Source organism: Candidatus Pantoea gossypiicola (genome assembly GCF_008632075.1).
GTDB lineage: Bacteria > Pseudomonadota > Gammaproteobacteria > Enterobacterales > Enterobacteriaceae > Pantoea > Pantoea gossypiicola.
In genome coordinates this window covers 259010-282351 of the sequence record NZ_VWVM01000004.1, presented here as the reverse complement: position 1 = coordinate 282351, position 23342 = coordinate 259010, and the positions used below count along the sequence as shown (strand labels likewise).

Annotated in this window: 19 protein-coding genes; 9 read left to right on the top strand and 10 right to left on the bottom strand. The window is 55.5% G+C overall.

Features of this window, described 5'->3' with window-relative positions:
- Positions 1-42: 42 nt before the first annotated feature.
- The 3 genes from malM (at position 43) to F3I20_RS07580 (ending at position 1774) form a co-directional block, all read left to right on the top strand.
- Positions 43-978, top strand: coding sequence for a maltose operon protein MalM (gene malM, locus F3I20_RS07590; protein WP_150015483.1), 936 nt, complete (start codon positions 43-45; stop codon positions 976-978).
- 194 nt (positions 979-1172) lie between these two features.
- The gene (locus F3I20_RS07585) at positions 1173-1394 is read left to right on the top strand and encodes a type II toxin-antitoxin system Phd/YefM family antitoxin (RefSeq protein WP_150011393.1); all 222 of its coding nucleotides are present in this window, start codon (positions 1173-1175) and stop codon (positions 1392-1394) included.
- The gene (locus F3I20_RS07580; RefSeq protein ID WP_150011395.1) at positions 1391-1774 is read left to right on the top strand and encodes a type II toxin-antitoxin system death-on-curing family toxin; all 384 of its coding nucleotides are present in this window, start codon (positions 1391-1393) and stop codon (positions 1772-1774) included. The genes F3I20_RS07585 and F3I20_RS07580 overlap by 4 nt, the downstream gene beginning before the upstream one ends.
- Before the next feature lie 162 nt (positions 1775-1936).
- Here F3I20_RS07580 and malQ read toward each other — a convergent pair whose 3' ends face one another.
- Both malQ and malP read right to left on the bottom strand, forming a co-directional pair.
- The gene (gene malQ / locus F3I20_RS07575; RefSeq protein ID WP_150037320.1) at positions 1937-4003 is read right to left on the bottom strand and encodes a 4-alpha-glucanotransferase; all 2067 of its coding nucleotides are present in this window, start codon (positions 4001-4003) and stop codon (positions 1937-1939) included.
- An 8-nt stretch (positions 4004-4011) separates the two neighbouring features.
- Entirely contained in the window at positions 4012-6414 is a 2403-nt protein-coding gene (malP, locus tag F3I20_RS07570; protein ID WP_150037321.1) for a maltodextrin phosphorylase, read from the bottom strand.
- Between the two features lie 281 nt (positions 6415-6695).
- Here malP and malT point away from each other — a divergent pair, with 281 nt between their 5' ends.
- The 4 genes from malT to yfiB all read left to right on the top strand — a co-directional run bounded on the left by malT (position 6696) and on the right by yfiB (position 12005).
- Positions 6696-9398 carry an HTH-type transcriptional regulator MalT gene (gene malT / locus F3I20_RS07565; RefSeq protein WP_150011401.1) on the top strand — a complete coding sequence of 901 codons (2703 nt, stop codon included), beginning with the start codon at positions 6696-6698 and terminating at the stop codon, positions 9396-9398.
- 360 nt (positions 9399-9758) lie between these two features.
- Positions 9759-10319 (top strand): regulatory sequestration protein YfiR, encoded by a 561-nt coding sequence (gene yfiR, locus F3I20_RS07560; protein ID WP_150037322.1) that lies wholly within the window; start codon positions 9759-9761, stop codon positions 10317-10319.
- Position 10320: 1 nt separating this feature from the next.
- Positions 10321-11529: a diguanylate cyclase DgcN/YfiN gene (gene dgcN, locus F3I20_RS07555; RefSeq protein WP_150011405.1), complete on the top strand. Its 1209-nt coding sequence runs from the start codon at positions 10321-10323 to the stop codon at positions 11527-11529.
- Positions 11530-11531: 2 nt separating this feature from the next.
- A complete protein-coding gene (yfiB, locus tag F3I20_RS07550; RefSeq protein ID WP_150011407.1) occupies positions 11532-12005 on the top strand; it encodes an outer membrane lipoprotein YfiB in 474 nt (157 codons plus the stop codon).
- 134 nt (positions 12006-12139) lie between these two features.
- On the opposite strand, the gene iolG is transcribed toward yfiB, so the two are convergent.
- The 4 genes from iolG to F3I20_RS07530 form a co-directional block, all read right to left on the bottom strand.
- On the bottom strand, positions 12140-13150 hold the full coding sequence (gene iolG, locus F3I20_RS07545; protein WP_150011409.1) for a bifunctional inositol 2-dehydrogenase/D-chiro-inositol 1-dehydrogenase: 1011 nt from the start codon (positions 13148-13150) through the stop codon (positions 12140-12142).
- A 10-nt stretch (positions 13151-13160) separates the two neighbouring features.
- Entirely contained in the window at positions 13161-13988 is an 828-nt protein-coding gene (locus F3I20_RS07540; RefSeq protein ID WP_150011411.1) for a TIM barrel protein, read from the bottom strand.
- Positions 13989-14082: 94 nt separating this feature from the next.
- Complete coding sequence (locus F3I20_RS07535; protein ID WP_150011413.1) at positions 14083-15525, bottom strand: sugar porter family MFS transporter; 1443 nt, start codon at positions 15523-15525, stop codon at positions 14083-14085.
- A 320-nt stretch (positions 15526-15845) separates the two neighbouring features.
- Positions 15846-16748: a LysR family transcriptional regulator gene (locus F3I20_RS07530; protein ID WP_150011415.1), complete on the bottom strand. Its 903-nt coding sequence runs from the start codon at positions 16746-16748 to the stop codon at positions 15846-15848.
- A 100-nt stretch (positions 16749-16848) separates the two neighbouring features.
- Between F3I20_RS07530 and F3I20_RS07525 the strand changes: the two genes are divergently transcribed.
- Positions 16849-17916 (top strand): SDR family oxidoreductase, encoded by a 1068-nt coding sequence (locus F3I20_RS07525; RefSeq protein ID WP_150011417.1) that lies wholly within the window; start codon positions 16849-16851, stop codon positions 17914-17916.
- Between the two features lie 89 nt (positions 17917-18005).
- Complete coding sequence (locus F3I20_RS07520) at positions 18006-18662, top strand: SDR family oxidoreductase (RefSeq protein ID WP_150011419.1); 657 nt, start codon at positions 18006-18008, stop codon at positions 18660-18662.
- A gap of 176 nt (positions 18663-18838) precedes the next feature.
- On the opposite strand, the gene F3I20_RS07515 is transcribed toward F3I20_RS07520, so the two are convergent.
- The 4 genes from F3I20_RS07515 to F3I20_RS07500 form a co-directional block, all read right to left on the bottom strand.
- Entirely contained in the window at positions 18839-19138 is a 300-nt protein-coding gene (locus F3I20_RS07515; protein ID WP_061060828.1) for a helix-turn-helix domain-containing protein, read from the bottom strand.
- Positions 19125-19496, bottom strand: a complete 372-nt coding sequence (locus F3I20_RS07510) for a type II toxin-antitoxin system RelE/ParE family toxin (RefSeq protein ID WP_150011421.1) — start codon at positions 19494-19496, stop codon at positions 19125-19127. Before F3I20_RS07510 ends, F3I20_RS07515 begins: the two co-directional genes overlap by 14 nt.
- A 246-nt stretch (positions 19497-19742) precedes the next feature.
- Positions 19743-21389 (bottom strand): class I fumarate hydratase FumA, encoded by a 1647-nt coding sequence (gene fumA, locus F3I20_RS07505; protein ID WP_135910840.1) that lies wholly within the window; start codon positions 21387-21389, stop codon positions 19743-19745.
- Positions 21390-21545: 156 nt separating this feature from the next.
- A complete protein-coding gene (locus F3I20_RS07500) occupies positions 21546-23054 on the bottom strand; it encodes an anion permease (protein WP_150011423.1) in 1509 nt (502 codons plus the stop codon).
- Between the last annotated feature and the right edge of the window lie 288 nt (positions 23055-23342).

The following is a 23342-nucleotide window of genomic DNA, read 5'->3' as shown; positions in this document are numbered from 1 at the left end:
CATTGCCTGGTTCACACTGCGACCTGTAATAAGGTACGCATAATGAAAATGAAAAAACTGGCCGCACTCTGCCTGAGTGCGGCGCTGCTGACAGGGCACGCTCTGCCTGCCCTGGCCGATGTTAATCTGGTGCCGCAGGATCTCTCCGCTGCACCCGTCGTCGCACCTGAATCGCTACAACGCCTGAGCTGGCAACCGCTGGCGGCCTCTCAGACCCAGACCACTACACTTTCGAACAGCGGCCAGACGCTGAACGCGCCACACATTGCCGGGCCGGTCGCGGCCTACAGTCTGCCCGCCACGATTGGCGAACTGACGCTGACGCTGAGCAGCCTTGTGCAGAACGGTCAGGTTTTTGCGCCTAACGTGCTGGTGCTGGATGAAAATCTGCGTCCGGCGGCCTGGTTTCCCAGCCGCTACTTTACCTATCAGAAGCCGGGTGTGATGACGGCGGATCGGCTGGAAGGCGTGATGAAACTCACGCCGGCGCTGGGCCAGCAAAAGATTTACCTGCTGGTCTTCACCACTGACAACGACCTGACGCAGACCACCACGCTGCTCGATCCGGCCAAAGCCTACGCCCAGGGCACCGGTCATGCCGTACCGGATATCCCCGATCCTGTTGCCAGCCACAGCCGCGAAGGCACCATAAAGCTGAAGATGCAGACCAGTTCCGGCTCCTCGATTCTGGTCGGGCCGCTGTTTGGCTCATCCGGGCCAGGCCCGGTCACGGTGGGTAACAGTGCACCGGCGGCAACGGCCTACAGCGCAGCGCCTGCTCCTGCCGCCGCGCCCGCGCCAAAAGCCCGTGCTGAACCGATCATGAGCGACACCGAGCATTACTTTAATCAGAAGATCACCCAGGCAGTGAACAGCGGCAACATCGACAAGGCGCTGAAACTGCTGGATGAAGCCGAGCGGCTGGGTTCCACCTCTGCACGGCAAACCTTTATCAGTAGTGTTAAAGGCAAGGGGTGATGCTGCCCCGACGCTATTGATGTTGTCCCATCTGGTGCGCTCTGGCGCACCTTTTTTTGTTGCGACACGCACCCTTGCCCTGGTGTTGTCTGGCTGAGCAATCTGTATAAACACGGGTGAGCAAACATAATGCTCTGAAGTTGCGAGTTGTACGTTACTGATTTACATTTCATTATCTGATTTCAGGAGGCTATATGCGTAGTTACACCACCACTGAGGCCCGACAAAACATTGCTGAAGTCATGGACACAGCAACGGCCGGTGAGCCTGTAGAAATAACCCGGCGCGATGGTGCTTCTGCTGTACTTATCAGTCGCGACGATTTTAATGCCTGGCAGGAAGCAAAACTGGATGCCGAATTTGCCGACATTATGGGGCGACATTCACGTACGGTGAAGGCACTGGCTGACCGATGAAATGGGTTAGCGCTCAGGAGGTGATAGCTTTTCATGATCGTTTGCTGATTGTTCTGCCAGGTATCAAGGGTATGCCAGAACCCCAGAGAGCAGAAGCTATCATTTATAGGGTACAGAACCAGCTCTATTATGAAGGTGTGGAAGATATTTTTGTATTAGCCGCCATCTACCTCATCGCTATATCCCGGGGACACATTTTTAATGATGATAATAAGCGAACTGCATTTTTCGTCACGATGGTTTTTTTGAATCGTAACGGCATAGCTATACGTGATGAAGATAATGAACTCGAAGAATTAACGGTATCTGCCGCTACTGGTGAAGCTACGACTGAGGTCATTGCTGCTGTATTGCGGCGATTATCGTTTTTGTCTCCGTAAGAGCCATTTTTGTTGTCAGCCCTGCATGTTTGAAATTTTCTACGCCTAAACGTAATAATCCGGGAGCAGGTTTTCGTCCGTAAATGATGACGACAGGATTTGCTATCAAATGCACAAACCCCGAAGTTTTCGGGGTTTGCTCTTTTAATCTTAACTCCAGCCTTAACCCCGCAGCCACCGCCTGCGGCGCGCCGTCAAATCCCTTAACAACTCGTCAGTTTCCTCATCGCTGAACAGTGCCTCAACAGTCACGCTCAGCTTGCGTCGCCAGTTCGGGTATTCGTCGCGGGTGCCGGGAATGTTGACCGGCGCGGCCATATCCAGCCAGTCCTCCGGTTGCAGACCCAGCAGGGCGCTGTGGCTGTCCGCCAGATAGCGCTGCATCGCCCGGTTCAGTGCTTTACTCATCCCGGTGCGGCGTGCATCGCGTCCGGCACGTTTCGGCAGCGCACCGACCCGATGCAGACTGTTCAGCAGCGCCTGTTTCGCCCGGCGTCGATCCTGATACAGCCCGGCCAGCACCACTTTGTCCGGATAAAGACCGAGTTGCGCGCCGGTCGTCAGATCGTCACTTTGCCACCAGCCGCGCAGCGTCGGGAGATCGTGCGTGGTGGCGACAGCCATCGCCTGACGTGGCCAGCTGGCGGGCGGACGAAAACCGGCGTCGGAGGTCTGTTCGAACCAGAGCACTTTATAGGAGTAAACGCCGCCATCCCGCAGCTTATCGACAATCGCTTCCGGCACGGTGCCGAGATCTTCGCCAATCACCATGCAGCGATGACGCTGGCTTTCCAGCGCCAGAATCGCCAGCAGATCGTCGATGGGATAGTGCACATAAGCCCCATGCATCGCGCTTTCGCCAGCCGGGATCCACCACAGCCGCATCAGCGCCATCACATGATCGATACGCAGCGCACCGCAGTGACGCATACTGGCGCGTAGCAGGGCGATCCACGGCTCCCACGCGCGCTGACGCATTACCTGCGGATCCATGGGCGGCAATCCCCAGTCCTGACCGCGCGGGCCGAGAATATCAGGCGGGGCACCGATGCTGGCCGCCATGCAGTAAAGATCGCGGTCGCTCCAGGTCTCTGCGCCACCCTGGGCGACGCCTACTGCCAGATCGCGGTAAAGGCCAATCGGCATCTGCTGCTGCTGACAGACGTTCCAGCAATCGGCAAGCTGCTGCGCGGCCAGCCACTGCAGCCAGAGCCAGAAACGCACCTGATCCTGATGCTGATTTAAAAACGTCTGTACTGCTGGACTGGCGGGATGCTGTAACGCCTCCGGCCACACCGGCCAACCCCAGCGCCCGCTATCCTGCGCCATCTGATCCGCATGCAGCGCATCAAACAGCGCCTGGTACAGCAGGCTCTCGCCGCCTTCCCGGATAAACGCATTAAACGCCTGCACCTCAGAATCGGCGGCGTCGCGCTGGATAAACTGCGGCCATGCCAGGCTCAGTGCCTGAATCTTCAGCCGGGTTACCGCCGCATAATCGACCCATTCGGCCGCCCGAGCCTGCTCCAGCGCCTGCTGCGTCTCCGGCCGTTGCCACCAGGCCTGAGCGGGCGTGCTCAACTGGAAATCAGCGACCGCGTTTACATCGATGTACAACACATTAAGCCAGCGCCGTGACGACGGGCTGTAAGGACTGGCGCTCTCCGGACTCGAGGGAAACAGCGCATGGACAGGATTAAGACCGATAAACGCGCCGCCGCGTGCGGACACTTCTGGCAACATTCGGCGCAGATCGCCAAAGTCGCCAATGCCCCAGTTCTCTGCCGAGCGCAGGGTATAGAGCTGCACGCAGGCTCCCCACAAGGACTCCCCCGCCAGCAGTTGAGGGGGTTCATAACAGCGGGCGGGGGTAATAATTACCCGGCATGACCACTGCTGCGCGCCCTGTTGCAGCGTCAGCTGATGATAGCCTTCGGGCAGCGGCGGCAGATGCAGCGGCTGGGCGGGCTGGCAGCGACCGGAGCTGATCTCACCCGCCTCGCTGATGAGATGCCAGTGGGCATCGTCGCTCAGCAACGGCGAGAGGCTGAGTAACTCGCCGCTGCGAAAAATCACTGCTGGTGGCAGCGGCGTGCTGAGTGGATGGGGAGGCTGCATCACCGCCAGCAAACGCTGGCGGGTCAGGGCCGGGATCGCCTGTGGCTTACCGTGCGCATTGATATACTCAGCGGCGATGCCTGCCAGCGAAAAATCGTCCAAAACTTTCATGGCGTTCCTTAGCGTTTCGCTTGCCAGATGCGCTGCTGGTAATCGCGGATTGCGCGATCGGAACTGAACATGCCACAGCGCGCGGTATTCAGGATGGTGGCACGCGTCCAGGCCTCCTGATCGCTCCACAGCAGTTCAACCTGCGCCTGCGCGTCCAGGTAGGGCTGGAAGTCAGCCAGCACCAGATAAGGATCGCCCCCTTCCGGACCGAGGCTGTGCAGCATCGCGTCAAACGCGTGGAGGTCGCCCTGACTGAAGGTGCCCTCTTCCAGCGCCTGTAAAACCCGATTGAGCTGCGCATCTTTTTTGCGCCACTGGGCCGGGGCATAGCCCTCTGCTTTTAATGCTTTCACCTGTTCCACGGTATGCCCGAAGATAAAGATGTTCTCGCTGCCGACCTGCTCAGCGATCTCAACGTTCGCGCCATCCAGTGTGCCGATGGTCAGCGCACCGTTAAGCGCCAGCTTCATGTTACCGGTGCCGGAGGCCTCTTTTCCGGCGGTAGAGATCTGCTCAGAGAGATCGGCGGCGGGAATCAGCCGCTCAGCAACGGAGACGTTGTAATCGGGAATAAACACCACCTTCAGGCGGTCACCAATACGCGGATCCTGATTAATCACCTCAGCCACTTTGTTGATGGCGTAGATGATATTTTTTGCCAGCGCATAGCCCGGCGCGGCTTTGGCACCAAACAGCACCACGCGCGGCGCACGGTTCGCCTGTGGATCGGTGACCAGCGTTTGCCACAGCGCAATGATGTGCAGCAGGCTGAGATGCTGACGTTTGTACTCATGCAGGCGCTTAATCTGCACATCAAATAACGCGGTCGGGTCAATTTCGATACCGGTGCGGTTTTTTATCCAGCCGACCAGCGCCTGTTTGTTCTGCTGCTTGATGGCACGATATTCCGCGCGGAACGCGGCGTCATCCGCAAAGGCTTCCAGTCCCTGCAGGGCATCGAGATCGTTCAGCCACGGCTTGTTGAGCGTTCGGGTGATCAGCGCACTCAGTGCCGGGTTGCACTGATTGATCCAGCGGCGCGGCGTAATGCCGTTAGTGACATTATGGAACTTCTCCGGCCACAGCTGGTGATACTCCGGGAAGAGATCCTGTACGACCAGTTTCGAGTGCAGCGCCGCCACGCCGTTAACAGCAAAGCCGCTGGTGACGCAAAGATTGGCCATCCGCAGTTGGTTATTATGCACCAGCGCCAGTTTCGCCCATTTCGCGTCATCATCCGGCCAGCGCGCCGTGACAGCCGTTTTCAGTTGCGCGTTCAGAGTGTTAATAATCATCATATGGCGTGGCAGCAGGCTGCGCACCAGCCTTACATCCCAGCACTCCAGCGCTTCTGGCATCAGGGTGTGGTTGGTATAGGCGAAGGTGTGTTGCGTAATCTGCCAGGCGCGATCCCAGCTCAGCCGATGCTCATCCAGCAGCAGACGCATGAGTTCCGGGATTGCCAGCGTCGGATGGGTGTCGTTAAGCTGGATCACTTCGTGATCGGCCAGGGTTTCGATGTGGCGTCCGGCCAGATGATGACGACGCAGAATGTCAGCCAGCGCGCAGGCGCACTGGAAATATTGCTGCATCAGACGCAGTTTTTTACCGTTCTGATGATTGTCATTGGGGTAAAGGACTTTGGTCAGTTTTTCTGCATCAATACCCTGTTGCTCCGCGCGCAGAAAGTCGCCATCGTTGAAACGACCCAGATTAAATGGCTGCGCATGTTTCGCCTGCCACAGACGCAGTGGCTGACTGATGCCATTCTCAAAACCCACCACCGGCAGATCCCAGGCTTCACCAACCAGTTCAAACGCCGGTTGCCATTGCGGATTCGCGTCAACGGTCACCACTTTACCGCCCAGCCCGACCCGCACATTCAGCACGGCGTTGTGGTTAAACCACGGGTAGCGATCGCGCTGCCAGTCATCCGGGCCTTCAACCTGTGCGCCCTGTTCGAAGCGCTGGCGGAACAGACCGTACTGATAGTTCAGACCGTAGCCCGTCGCAGGCTGACCCACGTTCGCCATGGAATCCAGGAAGCAGGCCGCCAGACGACCGAGGCCGCCGTTGCCCAGCGCCGGATCCGTTTCGTTTTCCAGCACGTCGGTCAGTGAAATGTTCCAGGCCGACAGTGCGTCATTAACCGCGTCATACCAGCCCAGGTTCAGCAGGTTGTTGCCAGTCAGGCGACCGATCAGAAACTCCATCGACAGGTAGTTAACATGGCGGAGGTCTGTCGGGGCCGGACGAGCGGGTTGTGCGGCCAGCATATCGGCCAGCGCCCCGCTGAGTGCCTGCCACCACTGTGCGTGGGTCATCTCCTGCGCATCGCGCAGGCCAAAACGTTGCCACTGACGGTTCAGGGCAGCGTTGAACTGAGTCGGATTGAAATCGGGCTGTGTCATGATTGATGTCCTGTAAAAACGAAAATGGGTCAATGTGGCGACAGTCTGCCCGGGCGAAAATCATTGCTCATCCTCCTGAAAAGAATTAGGGCAGGAGGATAGGGAGGGTGGAGAGGATGAGGCTAATCCGAAATCATCACAGGAGTGTGATTGCGCACGCTTTTGTAAAGTTTAATTAATGGGTTTGCTTGCATTCATCTGACGAAATGCTGAACCTGTGTAAGGAATAATTACGAAGCGTAAAATAATGATGCGCTCGACAAATGGAGAAACGCGCGCCCATGTTAATACCCGCCAAACTCAGTCGCCCGGTGCGTCTTGAAGGCACCGTGATCCGCGAGAGATTGCTGCAAAAGCTCACCGCTGCCGGTAACTATCGGCTGGTGCTGGTGACCAGTCCTGCGGGCTACGGTAAAACCACACTGGTATCGCAGTGGGCGGCGGGGAAAAGCGACCTGGGCTGGGTTTCTCTGGATGAGGGCGATAATCAGCCGGAACGCTTCGCCGATTACCTGATCGCGGCACTGCAACAGGCGACGCACGGCGGCTGTCCCCGCAGTGAGCTGCTGGCGCAGAAGCGGCAATATGTGAATCTCAATGCGCTGTTTTCCCAGCTCTTTATCGAGCTGGTGGAGTGGCAGCAGCCGCTGTGGCTGATCGTTGATGACTACCATCTAATCACCAATCCGGTCATTCACGACGCGATGCGCTTTTTCCTGCGTCATCAGCCTGAAAATCTGACCCTGATTCTGATGTCACGTAACCTGCCGCAGCTCGGTATCGCGAACCTGCGGGTGCGAGAGCAACTGATCGAGCTGGGCAGTCAGCAGCTGGCGTTCACCCATCAGGAAGCGCGCCAGTTTTTTGACTGCCGTCTGGCGGCCCCGCTGGAAAGCGAAGAGAGTAGTCGCCTCTGTGATGATGTCGCAGGCTGGGCGACGGCGCTGCAGTTAATTGTTTTGTCGGCACGTCAGGGAGCCAGTTCGGCTCAGCATTCCGCCCGGCGTCTCTCCGGCATTAATGCCAGCCATCTCGCCGACTATCTGGTGGAAGAAGTGCTGGATAACGTCGATCTGCCGACCCGCCATTTCTTACTAAAAACCGCGCTGCTGCGCTCAATGAATGATGAACTGATCGCCTGCGTGACCCGCGAAGAGAACGGTCAGATGCGGCTGGAGGAGATCGAGCGCCAGGGTCTGTTTCTGCAGCGTATGGACGATTCCGGCTGCTGGTTCAGCTACCATCCGCTGTTTGGCAACTTCCTGCGTCAGCGCTGTCAGTGGGAACTGGCGGCGGAGCTGCCTGCGCTGCATCGGGCCGCAGCCGAAAGCTGGATGGCGCAGGGCTTCCCGGGCGAAGCGATTCACCATGCGCTTGCCTCGGGCGACGCGACCATGCTGCGGGACGTGCTGCTGAAGCACGCCTGGACGCTGTTTAATCAAAGTGAGCTGCCGCTGCTGGAGAACTCCCTGAAAGCGCTGCCGTGGGAGATGATGCTCGACAACCCGATGCTGGTGCTATTACAGGCTTGGCTGATGCAGACTCAGCATCGCTTCTCAGAAGTCGACAGCCTGCTGGCGCGTTTTGAGCAGGCCAGTCACTGCGAGATTGACGCGGCACTGCGCGGTGAATTTAATGCGTTGCGCGCTCAGGTGGCGATCAACGATGGCAATACTGATGAAGCGGAGCGGCTGGCGAAAGTGGCGCTTGATACCCTGCCAGCCAGCCGTCACTACAGCCGCATTGTGGCAACCTCGGTGCATGGCGAGGTGATGCACTGCAAAGGCGAACTGGACGATTCACTTAAGCTGATGCGACAGACGGAACAGATGGCGCGTCGCGATGAAGTGTGGCACTACGCGCTCTGGAGCCTGATTCAGCAGAGCGAAATTCTGTTTGCGCAGGGCTTTTTGCAGGCTGCTTATGAGATCCAGAGCCGCGCCTTTGTGCTGGTGGAAGAGCAGCATCTGGCGCAGTTCCCGCTGCATGAGTTTCTGCTGCGCATACGTGCCCAGCTGCTGTGGGCCTGGGGACGACTGGAAGAGGCGGAGCAGGCGGCGCGCGAAGGCATCAAGGTGCTGAACGGTTACCAGCCGCAGCAGCAAATCCAGTGTCTGGGATTGCTGGTGCAGTGCTCGCTGGCGCGCGGCAATCTGGACAACGCCCGCAGCTATCTGAACCGTCTGGAAAACCTGCTGAATAATGGTAACTGGCACAGCGACTGGATCGCCAATGCCGATAAAGTCCGGGTGATTTACTGGCAGATGACGGGCGAAAGCCAGAATGCCCGCGACTGGATGCGGCAGACGCCCAAGCCCGCCTTCGCCAACAACCATTTTCTGCAGGGACAGTGGCGGAACATTGCCCGCGCGCAGATTCTGCTGGGTGATGTCAGTCAGGCTGAAGTGGTGCTGGAGGAGCTGAATGAAAATGCCCGCGGCCTGCGCCTGATGAGCGACTTAAACCGTAATCTGCTGCTGCTCAATCAGATCTACTGGCAGACCGACCGCAAAGCGGAGGCACAGCGCGTGCTGATTGAAGCACTGAAACTGGCGCGCAGCACCGGCTTTATCAGCCATTTTGTCATTGAAGGCGAGATGATGGCGCAGCAGCTGCGGCAGCTGATACAGCTTAATACCCTGAATGAGCTGGACAGCCACCGCGCCCGCCGCATTCTGCTGGAGATCAACAAATATCACCGTCACAAGTTCGCCCATTTCGATGAAGGCTTTGTCAGCCGGTTGCTTAACCATCCTGACGTGCCGGAGCTGATCCGCACCAGCCCGCTGACGCAGCGCGAATGGCAGGTGCTGGGGTTAATCTATTCGGGCTACAGCAACGATCAGATTGCCGGTGAGCTGGCGGTGGCGTCTACCACGATCAAAACCCATATCCGCAATCTCTATCAGAAACTGGGCGTGTCACATCGCAGCGAAGCGATGAATCAGGTGCAGTCGCTGCTGAAAATGATGGGGTATGTCTGAGGGTATTGGGTGGACAGGTTAATTGCGGAATATCGCTGGCGATGCATTATCAGCATCACGTTATTACAGGCGTCTTAATTCAGTCTGCGCCTTAAAACGAACAGCTGAGCGGATTGCTTCACTAAAAGAGAGACGTAATCACCCACCAGAAAAAGCCGGTGAAGTAAGTTAATCCTCTCTCGGCCTTCGCTATCAAAAGCCGTTACGACCAACGAATATTCCGTGAATGAGCCTGTCTGAAAGTATAAGCAGAATGATCTATAGCTAAGAAAATTCTGTGTGCAAGCGTAACCCGCGCTATGTTAATATTTGCGCGCTTATTCAGCTCTCCTGCCGTGCGTAGTATTACCGGAACGCATTATGACCGATAAATATCACCTTCATCACAACGTAGATGTGCTGCTTCTGCTGCGCCGCATCTGCCAGATCGCCCTGACACTATTTATTCTGCTGTGTCTTCATCCCACTATTGCGCTGGCCGGAATAAAGGATGATAAAGCTAATCGTATCGTCAGCGGCATCATCAGTTTCGCCCACTGGCAAAATTTAAATAAGCCGCCTGAATTATGTGTTTTTACTTCAGCACGCCATCTTTCTTTGCCGGAAAACAGCGCTGCTGCGGCAGCGACATTCACCGTTGTCTATCTTGCGGGCGCAGGTGATTCTGCGATGCATCGATGCGATGCCATTTATTTTGGCGATCAGACACCGCAGCAGCAGGTGGACATTATTGAGAAGTTTAAAGGAAGAGCGGTGCTTACCCTTGCAGAGAACAATGCGGAGTGCACGCTGGGTGCCGCTTTTTGCCTGATTTTTCAACCTGACCATACGCACTTTTCCGTTAATCTCGATTCACTTGCCAGAAGCGGTGTCAGAGTGAATCCGGAAGTACTTTTGCTCTCCCGCGAGGGAAGTGAATGAAATGAAATTCGATAAACTAAAGCACGATAAATCATCCATCCGCAATAAACTGCGCAAAATAAGCACCATCAATTCGGCGGTGATATTACTGTTGTGCTGGCTGTTGCTCTCATCGACGTCGCTGCTTTTTATTAAAAATTATGAGAAACGAAACCTCGAATTAATCGGCTCGACCCTAAGTACTACGCTCACCGCGGCAACCGTTTTTGCCGACAGCTACGATGCGCGTAATAAAATCGAACGGCTTGGCAATGAAGGCATGTACGCTTCTGCGAAGCTGGTTACACGGGATCAGATGGTTCTGGTCCAGTGGATTGCACAGCGGGAACAGACGGGATGGTTTTCGCGGTTGCTGCGTGAGTGGATTTATCACAAACCGCTTAACGTTGATATTCTTCATGCTGACGCGGCTGTTGGCACGCTAATACTGGAAGGCACCGTAACCGGCGCGGTGAGTTTCCTCCAATACTCATTTATGATCCTCTCCGTTGGGATGCTCTGCGTGCTGATTATTTCACTCATGCTGAGTGAATTTCTGCATCGGGGTATCATTGCGTCGCTCCGCACCATTACCAGTTCAATTCACTATGTGATTCATTCAGGTGATTTTTCCCTGCGTATTCCGGGTGGCCCAATCAGAGAATTTCAGCTCTTTTCAGATGACCTCAATTCCCTGCTGATGGAAATGCAATCACTGAAGGCGTCGCTGATGCGTGACAATCGCTCGCTGGCAGCTAAAGCACTGTCCGATCCGCTGACCGGTCTTGCCAACCGCAGCGCCTTCTCTGCTCGCCTGACACAGCGTCTTGATCAGCCAGACAATCACGAGCGTTTTGCGCTGCTGTTTCTGGATGGCGATCGCTTCAAGAGCATCAATGATAACTGGGGCCATGCCGCCGGAGATGAGGTATTAAAAGCGATAGGATCGCGTCTTTTATCGCTGGCGTCTGAACAGGATGTCGTCGCGCGATTAGGGGGCGATGAATTTGCCATGCTGGTCAGCAGCCGGACGAGTGAGGCGCAATTACAGCAGCTCATGCAGGGCATTCATAACGCTCTCAGGGAACACATTCTTATTACAGATAATATGCCTGTTACGACCTCGGTGACCATTGGCTACGCCTGGTCACAGCCTGGTGATACGGTTGAATCGATTCTCGAACGTGCTGATATGAATATGTATAAAAACAAGCGAAAAAATAGGGCGTGAATATGAAAAAAAACCTTTCCCTGCTATTGGTTACGCTGGCGCTGGTCGGTTGTCAGTCAAAAGCGCGTTTTAGCGACGCGCAAATCGCAGCGATGAAAAGCGCCGGATTCACGCAGAACATGGAAGGCTGGGGATTAGGCTTATCTGATAAGATCCTGTTTGGTGTAAATGAATCAGAGCTGACACCCTCCAGTAAGCTCACCATTCAGGGGATGGCGAAAAGTCTGGCGTCGACCGGTATTGAGCATGTCCGCATAGATGGGCACACCGACAATTACGGCAAGACGGATTATAACCAGCAGCTGTCGTTGAAAAGAGCGAACGCGGTCGCGGCTCAGTGGGCGGAAGGGGCGGCAATACCGCGTGAAAATGTTGTGACGCGTGGATTGGGCATGAGTGCACCAGTTGCCAGCAACAATAGTGCGCAGGGGCGTGCGCAGAACCGGCGCGTGGCCATTGTCATCACCGCGCCGTAATTTTCAGCGGTCGCGTAATTTTACGGCCCGCCTTTAACATAGCGGATCGCCTGCTTATCCATAGCGGGTAGCGTCGCTGAAAAGGGGGCCGGGATAGCGGAGTGCACGGTGGGATCCACCGTGCATTTTGCCTGTCAGCGATAAAAGGCGGGTCTGGCTGGCATAGTAACCGGCACGATCCCGCCTGACGTTTGCGCCGCGACGCAGGCATCGGCGGCTACGGCAGCGGCATAGCCATCCCACGCGGAGGGACCGGTCATCTCACCGCTGATGACGTTGTTGATAAAGGCCTGCAACTCCACGTCATAGGCATCAATAAAGCGCTTTTTCCAGTCCGTCAGAATGGTCGTTGAGAGCTTTGCCGCGCTGCGCAGTTGCACCGAAACCGGTTCCGGCAGGCGGGCAATGCCGCTTTCACCCACTACTTCACACTGTATGTCGTAACCATATTCACAGTTCACGAAAATTTCGACATCAATGCGTGCGCCTTTGGTGGTCTCCAGCAGCACGATTTGCGGATCGCGCAGGTGGGACGACGCCTTACGGGTTTTGCGCGGGAAGATCACCTGAACGCTGGCATAGTCATCATTCAGCAGCCAGCGCAGCACGTCCAGTTCATGGATCAATGTGTCAGTGATCGCCATATCGGTGGTGTAGCTGTCGCCCACTTCCGGATTGCGGTGCGCGCAGTGCAGCATTAAAGGCTCACCAATTTCGCCGCTGTCGATCACCGCTTTCAGTGCACGATAGCCGCTGTCATAAGGGCGCATAAAGCCGACCTGCACCAGCTGCCGCCCTGCGTTGATCTCTGCTTCCACAATATTCATGCAGCCCTGTGCGGTAACGGCCAGCGGTTTTTCACAGAACACCGCTTTACCCGCCTCGATACAGGCCAGCACAAAGGCTTCGTGCGTCGGACCCCAGGAAGTAACCAGCACCGCGTTAACCTGCGGGTCGTTGATCAGATCAATCGCATTGTCATAAATGCGCGCTTCCGGCGTCAGTTCGTCAACAATCTGCTGGCAGTTATCGCGGTTGATGTCGTTGAGTGCCACCACGCGTGCATTCTGTAAAACGGTGCTGCAACGGCGGATATGTTCGCGGCCTATTGCGCCGGTGCCGATAACACCAATGTTAATTGTCATGATGATTACCTTACGCTGAGTGATTTAACAGCTGGATGCTGTTGCGAATTTCGCGGCTGATGTCCGCTTCCTGCCAGCTGCTCATCACGGATGAGAACGGCTCAAAGGCATAAAGGCCGGTGTAGCCCATCTTCTCCAGCCGCTCTACCTGTTGTTTGCTGCGCAATCTGTCATCTGCGGTGAGCATGATGCGCTCTTCGTCGGTGAGTTCGCTGACCGGGCGCGGATCGGTGACGCCGGAGAGGTGAACCAGACCGATTTGCTGAATGTCGATTTCCTGCTCAAAGGTCTGCTCCGCATCCTCAAACAGATGATGATGGAAGGTGTCGATCAGCAAGCGGAATGGCACGCCCGCTTCGCGGATTAGCGTCTGCGCCTGGGTTGCTGAACGCAGTGAGCTTTGTGGAAAGCCGAGCGGCTCAACCAGCCCCTGAATGCCTGCGTCTGCGAACAGCGGGGCCAGCGTTTTCAGCGCGCTAATAGTGTCGGCGGCGCTGATGGGCGTACCGTCATTAAGCGGGCAGAGCACCAGTGATTCTGCGCCGACAGCCTGCGCATCGCTTAACAGCTGGCGGGCGCGTTGCAGCACCTCTTCATTCAGTTGGTTAAACGGGTAGAGCGCATTGATGGTGACAATCCGGATGCCTGACTCGCGTGCCAGCGCTTTTACCTCATCACCGCTGAGATCGTCGGTGACGCGTCCGCTGGGCATATCATTGCGCAATTCGACGTTGTGAATGCCGAGCTGGCTGACCAGTTTAAAAAACTGCGGGATACTCAGGCTGGGCGCTATTTTACGATTGACGCAAAAGCGTGCATTGGGAATATTCAGGCTCATAACATTTTCCTTAAATTATGGGTGCAGTGCTAAGGGCGGTCGGGTCGTCATGCCTCATGACGCGGGCCGTTATTTAATACAGAGCAGGCAAAGGTTATTTTTTGCCGTTATAGAGCGCATAGAAATAGTGCTCGACCTGCTCAAGACTTCTTCCCCGGGTCTCGGGAATAAGCTTCACAACAAATACAGAACCGCCGATGCCTATCAGGGCGAATATAAAGAAGGCACCGGCCAGACCGAATGCCGCTAATAACAGCGGGAAGGCCATTGAGATGGCAAAATTCGCAATCCACAACGAGAAGACCGCGCCGCCCATGCAGATGCCGCGCATCCTGGCCGGGAAAATTTCCGACAGCAACAGCCAGGTGACCGGTGACAGTGCGCCCTGCTGGAAGCAGAGAAACATCAGCATGCCCGCCAGCACCAGATAAGCCCGCAGCAGGTTGACCGCGCCATTGATGTATTCCGGCATCAGCCAGCAGACCAGCCCGATAAAGAACAGGCAGCAGGTGCAGCCCATTTGCCCGATTAAAACCAGCGGGCGACGTCCCGTTTTGCCGATTAGCCAGATACCCACCAGCGTCATCACCACCGAAATCACACCATTAGCAATGGTGGCAAACAGCGCGGCATCGTTGCTGAGTCCGGCGGCGGTCAGCATGGTGGGCGCGTAATACATGATGGTATTGACGCCGGTCAGCTGCTGAATCGCGGCGATACCCACGCCCAGCAGGAAGATTTTCATCAGCCAGGGCGTCGCGAGGTCGCGCAGGCGGCCTTTACCTTGCTGACGGTTCTCTTCGATGGTTTCTTCAATTTCTTCCAGTTCCCACTCCACATCTTCAGCAGCGCGGGTTTTTTCCAGCACCTCACGCGCAGCCTGACTGCGGCCTTTCATCACATGCCAGCGCGGGGTTTCAGGCATAAATATCATGCCGATCCAGAGCAGAACGGCGGGAACGATCGACAGCGCCAGCATCCAGCGCCAGGTATTTTCACCGCCCCAGATATCGTTAAAGGTGGCGTTTGAGATGTATGCCAGCAGCTGACCGCTGACGATCATCAGCTCCTGCAGGGTGACCAGCTGGCCGCGTTTATTGGCAGGGGCGATCTCTGCGATATAGACTGGCACGGTGGCTGCGGCACCGCCCACGGCAAAGCCCAGGAACAGGCGTGAGGCGATCATCCAGGTGACATCCGGTGCCAGGGCGGAGCCGACAGCGCCAAAGGCGAAAATCAGTGCCAGCGCAATGATGATGCGACGTCTGCCCAGGCCATCTGCCAGGTGACCGGCCGCCAGCGCGCCAAAGGCGGCACCAAACAGCAGGGAGCTGGTGACCAGCCCGGTCGTAAAAGGGGTGAGATGCAAATCGCCACGCATAAACAGTAGCGCGCCCGAGACTACGCCCGTGTCATAACCAAACAGCAATCCACCCAGGGTGGCGACCAGCGCAATAATCTTCACAAAAGGCTCGGTGCGGGTGGCGCTATTCGGACCGGAGGCCGGGTTCGACGAGATATAAAGTTCTTTTTCCATGAATACTCCTGGTAATAACAACAAAGACAAAACGTCAGAACATGAAGAAGCCATCACCCTACTGGTATTTTTATTTCGGGTTAAATTATATTTGAAACTTAGTTTTCATTATGTGAGCTCAAGCCTTCCGCCATTTTTATTTTGATGGGATTCCATCAAATCGAAAATAAACCCTTTAAACTTAAGGGGATTATTTGGGTTAATACCAGATTGAGGTATTTCAGACGGGGAAGAACGGAGAGGAATGCACGTCCGTAAAAAGAAAATAAAAAGGGCCAGAATGAAATATCCTGACCGCAGTAATCAGAAACAGGCCGGTGTCAGCGAATGGCGAGGACACTTAGCGCCGACAAGAGCGCATCGACTTTAGGCAGGAACTGTTTGCGTCGTGGCCACACCACGCTCAGCGTCAGACCGTCGGGCTGCAACGCCGGCAAAATAATCTCCAGTTCACCTGCTGCCACGGCGCGCTGAATCAGCCAGGAGGGCATCTGCGCGACACCCAGCCCGGCAATGACTGCCTGAAGCTGTGCATCGACGTCGCCCAGCGCCAGCCGGTAGGAAACGTCGCGCCAGTGGGGCTGACCATCTTCGGTAGTAAACAGCCAGGGTTTGGTTGTGCCATCCACGCGCTCATAAAGAATGGCGGGATGGTTCAGCAACGCTGACTCATTCTCCGGACGCCCCTCGCGGGTCAGATAAGCGGGAGAGGCGCAGAACTGCATCTTCTCGCGACCCATGTTACGCCAGCCCAGCGACGCGGGAAGGTCGGGCGCACCGCCAATCCGAACCGCCACATCCACGCCTTCCTCAAACAGGTCAACAAAGCGATCGGACAAACTCAGGCTCAGTGCCAGCTCCGGATTTTGCTGGCAGAAGGGCATCAGCAGCGGCATGACGTTGAGGCGGCCATAGGTGGTGGGCACCGCCAGGCGCAGCCGGCCGGAAGGAATGGTGCGCTGAGCCGCCAGTACCGCTTCGGCTTCGGCCAGATCCTCCAGAACCCGCAGACAGGTCTGATAATAGGCGCTGCCCGCGTCGGTCAGATTCAGGCTACGTGTGGTGCGCTCCAGCAGCCGCGAGCCTAAGCGCGTCTCCAGACGGCTGACGCTTTTGCTGACCGCCGAGCCGGTCACGTGCAGACGTTCAGCCGCGGCGGTGAAGCTGCCACACTCCACGCTGGCGACAAACGGCAGAATATCTTTGAGGCGATGATCGTGCATGGATTAGTGAACTCAGGTTGAGAATGCTGTGAATTAATGCCAGAGATAAGAACTGAATTCTCTATTAGGCTTAGCATTACGCAAAACGAGGAGAAATCAAATGAAAAAGCACGCTTTGATTGTGGGCATCAGCGGCGTTATTGGTCGCGCACTGGCAGATAAATTACAGCAGGAAGGCTGGCAGGTCAGTGGCCTGTCACGCGGACGTGGTGCCGTACCTGAAGGCGCAACCAGCCTGACAGCCGATCTGACCGATGCAGACGCTGTCCGTGACGCACTGAAAGAGGTTAAACCGGATGCGCTGTTCTTCAGCGTCTGGGCGCGTCAGGAAAATGAGAAAGAGAACATCCGCGTTAACGGCGGCATGGTTCGCAACGTGATTGAAGCACTGGGCGATCGTCTCAAAGGTTCGCACGTCGCGCTGGTGACCGGACTGAAACACTACCTTGGTCCGTTTGAAGCGTACGGCAAAGGTGCCGTGCCGGTTACGCCGTTCCGTGAAGAGCAGGGGCGTCAGCCGGTCGATAACTTCTACTATGCGCAGGAAGATGAAGTGTTCGCGGGCGCAGAGAAGTATGACTATCGCTGGAGCGTGCACCGTCCGCATACCATCATCGGCTATGCCGTAGGCAACGCGATGAACATGGGGCAGACGCTGGCGGTTTATGCAACATTGTGCAAAGAGAAGGGCTGGCCGTTTATCTTCCCGGGTTCGCCGGAGCAGTGGAACGGGATAGCAGATATGACTGATGCGGGTCTGCTGGCTGAGCAACTGCATTGGGCGGCAACGTCACCGAATGCCGCGAATCAGGATTTCAACGCGGTCAATGGCGATGTGTTCCGCTGGAACTGGATGTGGCCAAAACTGGCTGACTACTTCGGTATCGAAGCCGCAGATTACCCGGCGCAGATGATGCCGCTGGAAAATCGCATGCAGGAAGCTGAGAGCGCATGGCAGGCGATTGCAGAACAGCATCAGCTGCGTGAGGCCGATGTCACTAAGCTGGCGTCGTGGTGGCATACCGATGCCGACCTGGGCCGCCCAATGGAAGCTTTTACCGACATGAGTAAGAGCCGTAAAGCGGGCTTTACCGGCTACCGCAGTACGCTGGACTCCTTTACGCAGCTGTTTGATAAGCTGAAAGCGGAAAAAGTGATTCCGGAATAAACCCAGCAGGCGCTGCATCAGGCGCCTGTTTCGTTTCTGGCAGATAGCTATACTGTGACACCTGATCAGTGAAGGGAGGAGTGGATCCTATGGCGACATGTTTCATTATCGGTGCGGCGGGCAAGGTGGGCCAAAAGCTTACCCGACAGCTAAGCAGCAAAGGTCACACTGTCACGGCATTGCATCGCAAGCCGGAACAGGCTGAGATCCTGCAGGCCGCAGGCGCGAAGCCTGTCGCGGGCGATATTCAACAGCTGAGCGTAACCGCGCTGGCAGAGCTGATGACCGGTCACGACGTGGCGGTCTTTACAGCGGGTGCGGGCGGTGCCGGGATCGCGCTGACCAATGCCATCGACGGTGAAGGGCTGAAGCTGGCGGTTGCCGCCGCAGAGCAGGCTGGCGTGTCGCGCTTTATGCTGGTATCCGCTTTTCCGGATGCGGGCCGCGGTAAAACGCCATCAGAGGGATTTGAGAACTACATGCGGGTGAAACGCCTGGCGGATGCGGAGCTGGTGGCGAGCAAGCTGGAGTGGGTGATCCTGCGGCCGGGAACGCTGACCGATGAAGCTGGTACGGGCCGGGTGCATGCAGATCTGGCGATCCCCTATGGTGAGGTTCCGCGCGAAGATGTGGCAGCGACGCTGGTCGGGCTGATTGAGAATCCGGCGATTAAGTATCAGATCATCGAACTCACCAAAGGTGATCAGCAGATCGATGTGGCGTTGCAGCGGTTGCAGCGCGGTTAACAGGGTCTGATAGCGGCGCTTTCATTTAGTGACTGCAAATGAATGTTAGCGTCGGCTATTTTTAACTCTCTAAATCAAGGACATTTCTGTCGTTAATCTCAGCTTGTCACCTTATGAGGGCAGCCATTATAAACCCCACCGTAGCGGGGTCAGGATGTGGCCTGAAGCAGAGTCTGTTAAAGACTCAGAGCAATACGCTTGCCGTCGGGTAACGTGACATCAAGAGTCAGCTCTCCTCCCAGACCTGCAATATAGCGTCTCAGCGTTGAGAGCTTAGGATCGTTATCAACGTTTTCTATTTTAGCAACAGAAGGTTGTTTGACGCCTAAAACTTCAGCCAGATGTGTCTGCGAAACAGATAATTCCTCACGCAGTCTGGCAAGTGTGATCTCCTGACGGATTTCAGCAGCACGAGATTCTATACGCGCACGGCTCTCCGGGGAGCGTTTAGCCATCATTTCTTTAAGCGTTGCCATCGTGTTTAATCTCCGGTGATTCCAGATGCGAGGTGAACTCAGCATCTGCAATTTTAGTCATACGTTTGTAGAAGAGTTTTTCATCTTCACCTTTTTTATCTCCTGCACACAGGACAATCGCCTTGCGTTCAGGATCAAAGGCGAAGAATGCGCGAAATGGATGTCCGCCAATCTGTATACGCAACTCTTTCATGTTTTTATATTCAGACGCTTTAACCTGATCTACATGCGGACGCCCTAATTGGGGGCCAGTCTCTTCAAGGATCAGGAAGTAGGCTGCAATCTCTTCCTGAACATCGTCGGTTTGCTTTTCATACCAGACATCAAACAGCGTTCTTGTGATGACTTCCCATGTCATTAATCCATCTCCATCTATAACCTGCGAGCTATGATTAGATTATAGCCTGCGAGGTATAATGGCAAGGTATCATGGGTGCTGAATGGAGGGGATAGTGCCAGTTTGTCTGGACTGACAATCAAGTTTGAGCTTCAGACATGTCACCACGATGGGCAGTATGTGCAGGATCTCTGACAGCTCAGTGGCCTGATTTTGCTCATAAAAAAAGCCCCGAAACCGGGGCTTTTTTCTTATCTGACGCAGTTTCTACTTCACGCATTTTGCGCAGTGCGCGCGCTCAATATGCTGGAAGAAGTCATTACCTTTGTCATCGACCAGGATAAACGCAGGGAAGTTCTCGACCTCGATTTTCCAGATCGCTTCCATTCCCAGCTCAGGATACTCAACGCATTCCAGACTCTTGATGCTCTGCTGCGCCAGCACCGCGGCCGGGCCACCGATGCTGCCCAGATAGAAGCCGCCATGTTTATGACAGGCATCCGTCACCTGCTGGCTGCGGTTGCCTTTTGCCAGCATGATCTTGCTGCCGCCGTGAGCCTGTAGCAGATCGACGTAGGAGTCCATGCGGCCTGCGGTGGTCGGGCCGAGTGAACCGGACGCATAACCTTCAGGCGTTTTGGCCGGACCGGCGTAATAGACCGGATGATCTTTAATGTACTGCGGTAATCCTTCGCCGTTATCGATGCGCTCTTTGAGTTTGGCATGAGCAATGTCGCGTGCCACGATAATGGTGCCGGTCAGTGACAGGCGGGTAGAGACGGGATACGCAGAAAGCTGCGCCAGAATCTGCTCCATTGGGCGGTTGAGATCAACCTGCAACACTTCACCTTCGCCCTGCTGACGCAGTGCTTCCGGGATCAGGCGGCCTGGGTTGGCTTCCAGTTTCTCAATCCAGATACCTTCGCGGTTAATTTTCGCTTTGATATTACGGTCAGCCGAGCAGGAGACGCCCATGCCGATCGGACAGGAGGCGCCGTGACGCGGCAGACGCACCACGCGGATGTCGTGCGCGAAATATTTGCCGCCAAACTGCGCGCCAAGGCCGAGTTGCTGCGCCGCTTCCAGCAGTTCCTGCTCAAGCTGAACGTCGCGGAAAGCCTGACCGTGCTCGTTGCCTTCAGTTGGTAAGCCGTCGTAATAGTGCGTCGAGGCGAGCTTAACGGTTTTCAGGGTGCTTTCAGCCGAGGTGCCGCCGATAACAAACGCAATATGATAAGGCGGGCAGGCTGCGGTGCCGAGGGTGCGCATCTTATCTACCAGGTAATTTTTCAGCTTGCCGGGGCTGAGCAGCGCTTTGGTTTCCTGATAGAGATAGGTTTTGTTAGCGGAGCCGCCACCTTTGGCGATACAGAGGAATTTATACTCATCGCCATCGACGCTGTAGAGGTCGATCTGCGCCGGCAGGTTAGTGCCGGTGTTCACCTCTTTGTACATATCCAGCGCGGCATTCTGCGAATAGCGCAGGTTGTCTTCGATGTAGGTGTTGTAGATACCCTGTGACAGCGCGGCTTCATCGCCGCCACCGGTCCAGACGCGCTGGCCCTTTTTGCCCATGATGATCGCGGTGCCGGTATCCTGACAGGTCGGCAGCACGCCTTTGGCAGCAATTTCAGAGTTTCTTAAAAACTGCAGGGCGACATATTTGTCATTGTCGCTGGCTTCCGGGTCATGAAGGATGGAGGCTACCTGCTGCTGATGGGCCGGACGCAGCATGAAAGAGGCGTCGTGAAACGCCTGCTGGCTCAGCAGGGTCAGCGCCTGCGGATCGACTTTAAGGATCTCCTGACCCTCAAACTCAGCGACCGAGACATGCTCGCGAGTCAGCAAATAGTATTCAGTATCTTCGTGGGACAGCGGAAAAGGGTTCTGATAGACAAAAGGTTTGTTCGACATTTTTTCTCACTTAATGACCGGCTGAACCTCCGCGGGCAGGCTGCGGGGCGCAACATCATAGGCGAATTCATTGTTTATTATGCTTTCCCGCCGCGGGTGCGGCGGGGAAGTGAAGGAATGGTATCTTATAACGCGTTGATCTGCATGTTGTATCCGTCAGAACATCCACACCATCCACGGATAAGCAATCACCATCATAGAAACCAGGAAGATGGCACCGAAGATGGTACCCAGACGCCAGTAATCTTTTGTCGGCAGATAACCGCTGCCGTAATAAATCGGGCTTGGGCCAGTACCGTATGGAGTGATGATGCCCATCACACCCAGAGAGGTACACAGCATCAGACAGAAGACTGGCATATTGATGCCTGGGATTGACGCTGCGATGGTCAGCATGGCCGGTAACAGGGCAGTGGTATGTGCCGTGGTACTGGCAAACAGGTAGTGGAGCAGGAAGAAGGCGATCAACAGCACCACGGCTGAAATCTGCGGGTCATAACCCTGAAGCAGCATGCCACCTTCTTTACCTAACCAGGCGATAAAGCCAACGCGAGCCAGGCCATCAGCCAGCGCCACCAGCGTTGCGAACCAGGCAAAGGTGTTCCAGGCCGGTTTGTTGCTGGTAATGTCGTTCCAGTTCAGGACGCCGGTCCACAGCATCAGTACCACCACCAGCAGCGCAGCCATCGCAGGCTCAATCCACGAGGTGGCGAAGATCCACATCAGCAGGGCACAGACCACAAACACCAGCAGCAGGATTTCGTTACGGGTCAGGCGGCCCAGTTTCTCCAGTTCAGCGATAGCCCATTTCGGCACTTCATCGTTGATTTTGACTTCAGGGGGATAGAACCAGTAAGCCAGCAGCGGCATGGTCAGAATCAGCAGCACGCCCAGCGGCAGGAAGGCCAGGAACCACATACCCCATGAAATATCAAAACCGATGATGCTTTTCACCAGCGCCAGTGCCAGCAGGTTAGGTGCCAGGGCAGAGAGGAACATTGAGCTGGTAATACAGGCTGCGGTGATGGCGACCCACATCAGGTACGAACCGATCTTACGGGCGCTCGGGTCGTTGGGTTTAGAACCGTAAAGCGGAGGCAGGTTAGCGATAATCGGATAGATAGTACCGCCACTGCGCGCGGTATTGGAGGGAGTAAACGGTGCCAGAAGCAGGTCAGCGAAGGTAATGGCATAACCCAGCGTCAGGCTGCGGCGACCCAGATATTTCACCAGAATCAGAGCCAGACGACGACCAAACTGCGTCTTATCATAGCCGGCGGCGAACATAAAGGCACCGAAGATGAGCCAGACCGTGGAGTTACCGAAACCGCTGACTGCCCACTTAAAGGACTCACTGGCGACTTTGAATTTTGGGTTAGCCAGTTCCGCCGGGCTGAAGAGGACAAACTGACTGAACAGCGCAATGGCCACGACGCCGGTCAGACCGATAACGGCACCGGGCAGCGGTTCAAAGATCAAGCCGACAATCACGCCGACAAAGATGGCGAAGAAGTGCCAGGCATAGGGTTCAAGACCGGCCGGTGTTGGCACCAGCAACAGCAGCACGGCAACGATGACTGGCAGAGCCAGCATGATAGCTTTCTTTTTACCCGGAGCCGCAGGAGCGGCTTTAGGGGGTTCAGTTACAGCTGAGAGTGGTTTCATAGTATTTTATCTGCACGTTGAGAAGAATGCGATTTGCGCCCCGGACCTTCACTGATGACTTTCTTATTTATTCTTAATAGTGTGAATAAACCGCGATGCACTGATTTTTTTTAATCTGCTGCTGGACTATTGAGCAGCATTTTTAAATCCATGTAAATATGATGCGATTTTTGCAAATATAGATTTTGATCCAGATCAAAGAAATTTATTCATTATTCCCCGTTTTTAACATTTATTTTTTATTTATATTTCTGACATCGACATTCTGACAGTTTTGTGAAGCTGATC

Bases quoted from the DNA above. Each gene is read 5' to 3' on its own strand.
- malM (WP_150015483.1), top strand. From the start codon at position 43: ATGAAAATGAAAAAACTGGCCGCACTCTGCCTGAGTGCGGCGCTGCTG.
- F3I20_RS07585 (WP_150011393.1), top strand. From the start codon at position 1,173: ATGCGTAGTTACACCACCACTGAGGCCCGACAAAACATTGCTGAAGTC.
- F3I20_RS07580 (WP_150011395.1), top strand. From the start codon at position 1,391: ATGAAATGGGTTAGCGCTCAGGAGGTGATAGCTTTTCATGATCGTTTG.
- malQ (WP_150037320.1), bottom strand. From the start codon at position 4,003: ATGAAAGTTTTGGACGATTTTTCGCTGGCAGGCATCGCCGCTGAGTAT.
- malP (WP_150037321.1), bottom strand. From the start codon at position 6,414: ATGACACAGCCCGATTTCAATCCGACTCAGTTCAACGCTGCCCTGAAC.
- malT (WP_150011401.1), top strand. From the start codon at position 6,696: ATGTTAATACCCGCCAAACTCAGTCGCCCGGTGCGTCTTGAAGGCACC.
- yfiR (WP_150037322.1), top strand. From the start codon at position 9,759: ATGACCGATAAATATCACCTTCATCACAACGTAGATGTGCTGCTTCTG.
- dgcN (WP_150011405.1), top strand. From the start codon at position 10,321: ATGAAATTCGATAAACTAAAGCACGATAAATCATCCATCCGCAATAAA.
- yfiB (WP_150011407.1), top strand. From the start codon at position 11,532: ATGAAAAAAAACCTTTCCCTGCTATTGGTTACGCTGGCGCTGGTCGGT.
- iolG (WP_150011409.1), bottom strand. From the start codon at position 13,150: ATGACAATTAACATTGGTGTTATCGGCACCGGCGCAATAGGCCGCGAA.
- F3I20_RS07540 (WP_150011411.1), bottom strand. From the start codon at position 13,988: ATGAGCCTGAATATTCCCAATGCACGCTTTTGCGTCAATCGTAAAATA.
- F3I20_RS07535 (WP_150011413.1), bottom strand. From the start codon at position 15,525: ATGGAAAAAGAACTTTATATCTCGTCGAACCCGGCCTCCGGTCCGAAT.
- F3I20_RS07530 (WP_150011415.1), bottom strand. From the start codon at position 16,748: ATGCACGATCATCGCCTCAAAGATATTCTGCCGTTTGTCGCCAGCGTG.
- F3I20_RS07525 (WP_150011417.1), top strand. From the start codon at position 16,849: ATGAAAAAGCACGCTTTGATTGTGGGCATCAGCGGCGTTATTGGTCGC.
- F3I20_RS07520 (WP_150011419.1), top strand. From the start codon at position 18,006: ATGGCGACATGTTTCATTATCGGTGCGGCGGGCAAGGTGGGCCAAAAG.
- F3I20_RS07515 (WP_061060828.1), bottom strand. From the start codon at position 19,138: ATGGCAACGCTTAAAGAAATGATGGCTAAACGCTCCCCGGAGAGCCGT.
- F3I20_RS07510 (WP_150011421.1), bottom strand. From the start codon at position 19,496: ATGACATGGGAAGTCATCACAAGAACGCTGTTTGATGTCTGGTATGAA.
- fumA (WP_135910840.1), bottom strand. From the start codon at position 21,389: ATGTCGAACAAACCTTTTGTCTATCAGAACCCTTTTCCGCTGTCCCAC.
- F3I20_RS07500 (WP_150011423.1), bottom strand. From the start codon at position 23,054: ATGAAACCACTCTCAGCTGTAACTGAACCCCCTAAAGCCGCTCCTGCG.